The organism is Actinomycetota bacterium (assembly GCA_005774595.1).
Taxonomy (GTDB): domain Bacteria; phylum Actinomycetota; class Coriobacteriia; order Anaerosomatales; family D1FN1-002; genus D1FN1-002.
In genome coordinates, this window is sequence record VAUM01000149.1 from 1 (window position 1) to 4,554 (window position 4,554).

A 4,554-nucleotide genomic window follows, 5' to 3' on the forward strand; every position below is an offset into this window, starting at 1 on the left:
TCCTTGAAGTAGTCCGCGACCTGCGGCAGCTGGTCGGGCTGCAGTCCGCTCCACTTGACGCTCCACATCGTCCGGCTCGTCATCCGCACGGTCATCAAGACGCGCCCGGTCCCGGGCTCCACCCATGTCACGGTGAGGTCCTCGATGCCCGCGAGTCCGAGCGTGGCGCGGAACAGGTCCGCCGTGGCCGCGAGCATCGCGGAGCGGCGGGCCGGTCCGGGGCTCGGAGCGTCGGCGTTCAGCACCACCGAGTACGCCTTGCCGCCCTCGTCGGCGGCCCGGACGAAGCGCGGCCGCGCCGCATCACCGGTGAGGCCCGCCGCTGTGAGCGCTTCGTCGCGGATGAAGTCGAGCGCCGTCACGACCTCGGGCAGCTCGAGCCCGCCCAGCACGCGCAGGTGGCAGTGCGAGCACTCCCGCTCGCGGTGGCATTCCCGGTAGCACGACTCGATGCCCTTCTCCTGCACCGCGGCCGGATGGGCGAAGACGAACCGCCGCTCGTTGTCGGCGACCTTCCGGTCGACCTCGAGCATCACCATCGTGCCGCGCTCAGTGCGCTGTCCGGGCGGGACCGTGCTCGAGGCGACCTTGAACCCCATGCCGTGCCCGTACTCCTCCACGGGGACCACGTGGCTCACCGGGTCCACGATCGCGGTCGTCATCTCGAGCGACTCGAGCAGGGCGACGGCCTGGCCGACGGTCAGTCCGGCGACCTTGGGCATCGCGGTCCACGCCGGTCCGGCCACGACGCTCAGCGCGACCGGCGTGCGGGGAGCCACCCGGGCGGCGTGGTCCGGGACGTGCGCAACGACCGTCCCGGTCGCGTACTGGCCCTCGTCGCCGACGTAGACCTCACTGACCACGCCGGCGTCCAGGCCGGCGTCCTCGAGCCGGCGGCGGGCCTCGTCCCGGCTCATGCCGACGAGATCGGGGACGGAGGCCGCGCGATTCCACCAGTACCAGCCGCCGCCGCCGCCCACGGTGGCCAGCACCAGCACGGTCGCGATGCCGGACCGCACGCGGCTCCACATCCTGCCGGCACGCTCGATCTGCTCGGGCGTGCGCCCGGGACGCGTGGGCTTCGGGGCCTTCCGAGGCTTCTCGCCCTTGCCTTCGCCCGCAGGTCCGGCCTTGGCCGCGGCCGCCTTCGCTCCGCCCTTGCGGCGCTTCTTCTTCATCCCGACGCCGAACAGCGCCGCGAGCAGCACTCGCGTCGCGCGCGAGCGCCGACGCGGCCGCTCGTCCGCGTCGCTCACGGGCGCTTCCTTCGCGGGAGGCTCCCCGGCCGGGACGCCGGGCTCGTCGGGTGTGGGATCGGGCACGGCGCACCTTACGGACGCTCGAAGTGAGGTCGGATGGTGGGCGATGCAGGGTTCGAACCTGCGACTTCCTCCTTGTAAGGGAGGCACTCTCCCGCTGAGTTAATCGCCCGCGTGTGGAGAACTCGACGATGCGCCGAGATTGTATCAGCCGGACGCGGGGCGCCCGGTCGGCAGGTACATGGTGAACACGGAGCCTGCGCCGACCTCGCTCGCCACCTCGATGCGCCCGCCGAGCGCCTCGGCGAGCCGCAGGCTGACCGCGAGGCCCAGCCCCGTCCCGGGCGTCTTGAAGCCGTTCGGCTCCCGGACCTGGTAGAACTCCTCGAAGATGCGTGCGTGGTTCTCGGGCGCGATGCCCACTCCGGAGTCCGAGACCGTGAAGACGACCTGGCCGCCCTGCCGGCGCGCGGCGAGCCCGACGTACCCCGACTCGGTGAACTTGACCGCGTTGCCCAGCAGGTTGATGAGCAGTTGCTGCACGCGGACCCGGTCGGACACGATGCCGTCCAGGTCCTCGGCGATCTCCATACGCACCTCGAGGTCCTTCTCCTCGGCGAGCGGGCGGATGGTGTCGACCGCGGCGCGCACGATGTCGCTCGCGTCGAACTCGACGAACTCCAGGCGCAGGCGGCCCGCCTCGATCTTCGAGATGTCGAGGATCTCGTTCACCAGGTCGAGCAGGTGCTTGCCGGCTGAGTTGATCATGCCGACCTGCGTGCGCTGCTCCTCGTCAAGCGGGCCGGCCAGTCCTTGGAGCAGCACGCCCGAGAACCCGATGATGGAGTTCAGCGGCGTGCGCAGCTCGTGGCTCATGCTCGCGAGGAACTCGCTCTTCGCACGCGTCGCCTCGTCGAGGTGCCGGTTCGTCTCCTCGAGCAGCTCGTTGGCGCTGCGGAGCTCCTCGTTCATGCACGCGAGCTCCTCGCTCTGCTCCTCGAGTTCCTGTGTGCGCTCGCGCACCTTGCGCTCGAGCTGGGCGTTGAGGTCGCGCAGTGCCTGCTCAGCGGCCTTGCGCTCGGTGATGTCGTGGGCGATGGAGACGATGGCCTGCGTCCCGCCGTAGTCGAACACGCGCGAGCTCACCTCGACCGGGAAGGTGGAGCCGTCCCGGCGCACGTGGACCGACTCGAACTCCGCGTACCCGCGCTCGCGCAGTGCGTCGAGGCGCTCCGGCACGTGCGCGGCGTCCTCGGGCGAGTCGACCCGCGAGATCGGCTCACCGACGATCTCACTGCGCGGGTAGCCGAGGCGCTCGAGGGCGACGTCGTTGACCTCGAGGACCGTGCCGTCGAGCGCGACGACGAACACGCCGTCATTGATGCTCCCGAACAGCGCGGCATAGCGCTGCCGGCTCGCCCAGACAGCCTCCTCGTCCGCCCTGAACTGCAGGACATCGGCCTCCAGGGTCGCTGCCATCTCGTTGAACGCGGACGCGAGGCCGCCGAGGTCCCGGTCGGCCGCGACCTCGACGCGCGCGGTCAGGTCGCCGTCACGGATGCGCCCTGCGGCCGCGGCGAGCGTCGTCAGCGGCCGCGTCACGACCCGGGCAGCGACGAGGGAAGCGACGAACCCCACGACACCGGCGGCTGCGGTGATGAACAGCAGCACGAGCCACGTTCGAACCAGTGTCTGCTGCCTCGCCACGCCCGACAGGCCCACGTGGACCGCTCCGGCCTCGCCGTCGAGCATCGGTACGCCGACGTCGAGGACCGGACTGCCGTCGGCCTCGATCCGCTGCAGGCGGTACGCGTCACCCGTGCGCAGCCGGTTGACCGAGAGGACATCGACCGGGACGCCCTGCGCGAACGTGGAGGCCAGCACGTCGCCGCCGGGATCGAGCACGTACACGTAGACGATCCCGGGCTCGGGCTCCTGCACGTCACGGATGAGCCGCATCAACTCCACGACGTCCTCGCGCAGCACCGGGTCGACGCACACCGCCGCGAGGTTGTGGCCGATGGTCAGGCCGCTCGCCTCCTCGGCGCGCGTGAGCGCATCGCGGATCGCGGCCTCGATCCCGACGGTCGCGAGCACGCCGAGCAGCAACACGGTCGCGACGACCGTGAGCGCCACGCGCGTGCGCAGCGCGGGCCCCCTCGGCGACGTGTCGCTACTTGGAAGGCTCATGCGCCTTCTGCCACGCGCGCATCGCGCGGACCGAGTCGTACGCGCTGTCGTTGAGGAGCTCGAACCGGTCGATCTTCACGTGGTCGAGGATCGCACGGCCCTCCGGGTCGTCCGCCATGCCGAGGAACACCTCGCGCAGCTGCCTCTTCAGGCCCGCGTCGAGCTCCTTGGGCACGACGACCGGCGGGATGCCGTACGGCGGCGACTTCTCGACGATGCGCGTCTTCGACGTGAACTCCGGATCGGTCGCAGCCAGGTAGTCGTACACCAGGCTGTCGACGGCGGCGCCGGCATAGACGCCCTGAGCGACGGCCTCGATCGACTTGTCGTGGCTGTACGTGTAGCCGGTCCCGCTGAAGAACTTGTCCGGCGTCGTGCCCGCAAGGCCGAGCATGTAGGTCGGGACGAGGCAGCCGGTGTTGGACATCGGATCGGTGAACGCGAACTTCCTGCCCTTCAGGCCGGCGAGGCTCGTGGCCGGCGAGCTCTTCGGCACGATGATGTAGGAGAAGTACTCGGGCCTGCCGTAGGCGACCGGCGCGACGAGCAGCTCCATGCCGAACTGGTCGTGACCGTCGACGTACGCGCCCGTGCACACGAACGCCACGTCCAGCTCCCGGTTCTTCACCATCTGGTTGACCTCGTCGTACGTCTCGCGCTGGACGAGCTCGACCGGCGTTCCGGTCTTCTTGGAAACGTAGTCGAGGATCTGCTCGTAGTACTCGAACGTCTCCTTCGGCGAGATCATCGCCGAGACCGCGATGCGCAGCTTCTCGGGAGTCGCGGTCGCAGCGACCGAACCGGTCGTCGTACCCGATCCGGTCAGCGACACCTTGGGCGTCTTCGCGCAGGACACCCCCGAGAGCGCGAACACGACGAGCATGAGGGCCGCGGCCCCCGCGTACGAACGCCAGTGCTTCGACATGGCGCACCACCTCCTACGCGAGAACATACCCGCGCGGGGGCTTGCTCACCGCCTGCGAGCGAAGGATGCGCCGATCATGGCGAGCCCGGACGCGATGGTGGCGGCGCCGGGGCCGGGGCAGACGAGCATCGGGATGCCGACGAGCACGAGCAGCGCGCCGAGGCAGCCGGTGGCGCACCC

Annotated in this window: 4 protein-coding genes and 1 tRNA gene; all 5 read right to left on the reverse strand. The window is 70.3% G+C overall.

Features of this window, described 5'->3' with window-relative positions:
- Positions 1-1,256, reverse strand: a 1,256-nt coding sequence (locus tag FDZ70_06725; protein ID TLM76292.1) for a PASTA domain-containing protein, incomplete at its 3' end; no start/stop codon positions are given.
- A gap of 100 nt (positions 1,257-1,356) precedes the next feature.
- Positions 1,357-1,431: transfer RNA gene (locus FDZ70_06730), tRNA-Val, on the reverse strand.
- Positions 1,432-1,466: 35 nt separating this feature from the next.
- A complete protein-coding gene (locus FDZ70_06735) occupies positions 1,467-3,449 on the reverse strand; it encodes a PAS domain S-box protein (GenBank protein ID TLM76293.1) in 1,983 nt (660 codons plus the stop codon).
- Entirely contained in the window at positions 3,433-4,374 is a 942-nt protein-coding gene (gene phnD, locus FDZ70_06740; protein TLM76294.1) for a phosphate/phosphite/phosphonate ABC transporter substrate-binding protein, read from the reverse strand. The genes FDZ70_06735 and phnD overlap by 17 nt, the downstream gene beginning before the upstream one ends.
- 45 nt (positions 4,375-4,419) lie before the next feature.
- On the reverse strand, positions 4,420-4,554 hold a 135-nt coding region (locus FDZ70_06745), incomplete at its 5' end, for a hypothetical protein (GenBank protein TLM76295.1).

What these genes read in the sequence shown, in the direction of transcription:
- phnD (TLM76294.1), bottom strand. Translation starts at nt 4,374, where the DNA reads ATGTCGAAGCACTGGCGTTCGTACGCGGGGGCCGCGGCCCTCATGCTC.
- FDZ70_06735 (TLM76293.1), bottom strand. Translation starts at nt 3,449, where the DNA reads ATGAGCCTTCCAAGTAGCGACACGTCGCCGAGGGGGCCCGCGCTGCGC.